Raw genomic sequence first — 787 nt, 5'->3', positions numbered from 1 at the left:
ATTGATCAAGCTTGGCAAGCACAACAGAGATTATGTAGACGATATCAACGACTAATACACAAAGGTAAACATCGAAGTGTCGTGGTAACGGCGATCGCACGAGAACTGATAGCTTATATCTGGTCAATCTCGAAGGAAGTCACCTTACCCAGAATAGATCCAAAAACACGAATCTCACGCGTACCCGCTTAAGTAGATAAGGAATAATACATGAACAAGTTTAGCGTCAATGCAAAAGATCAAGCAGCGGCTGTGGTGCAATCACCGAAGGCGTTAGGTTGGCAATGAGCTAGCAGTACATTGATCCACGAGCATAGACTGAAGACAGGCACCACGACGTAATAAGTAAGGTTGGATAGGTTAACGCGTCGCGTTAGCAACCCACGAATACCAGCATGATCACCGTCGAAATTACTTGCTTCATCTGATGCGTTGACGCTTCCCTAACGGGAAGAATGTTAATTAAAAAGAAAGGCTCTGGCCGAGGTTCCGGCAGGATTTTGTGCGGGCCTCTTGACGTGGGGAGTCATACCAACGCCTTTAGCTGCGGCGAGCGATAGCGAGTCCAGCCCCGGGGCCTTTTCCGGGGCGAGGCAGGCTAAACTTGTTAGCTGATTTAATTTTCGGACCAATCCCATTTTACTATTTTGGATTGATACCCTGTACCAATGGTACTGCAGCTTTTAGCTAAGACTTGTTTATTTTTTATTGACCATACATGTTCTTGGCAAGGAGGCAAAAACATCAGCTCTATTACTCCATAACCCGCCCAACTAATTAAGCCAGT

1 pseudogene is annotated in these 787 nt (G+C 45.9%); it reads left to right on the top strand.

Annotation, left to right across the window (positions count from 1 at the left end):
* Positions 1–192 (top strand): annotated as a pseudogene (locus tag A3756_RS25955) (IS110 family transposase); the annotation flags it as partial.
* Positions 193–787 lie beyond the last annotated feature (595 nt).

The organism is Oleiphilus sp. HI0086 (assembly GCF_001635225.1).
Note: the sequence above shows the minus strand (reverse complement) of the source record. Positions and strands in the feature narration are given on the sequence as shown.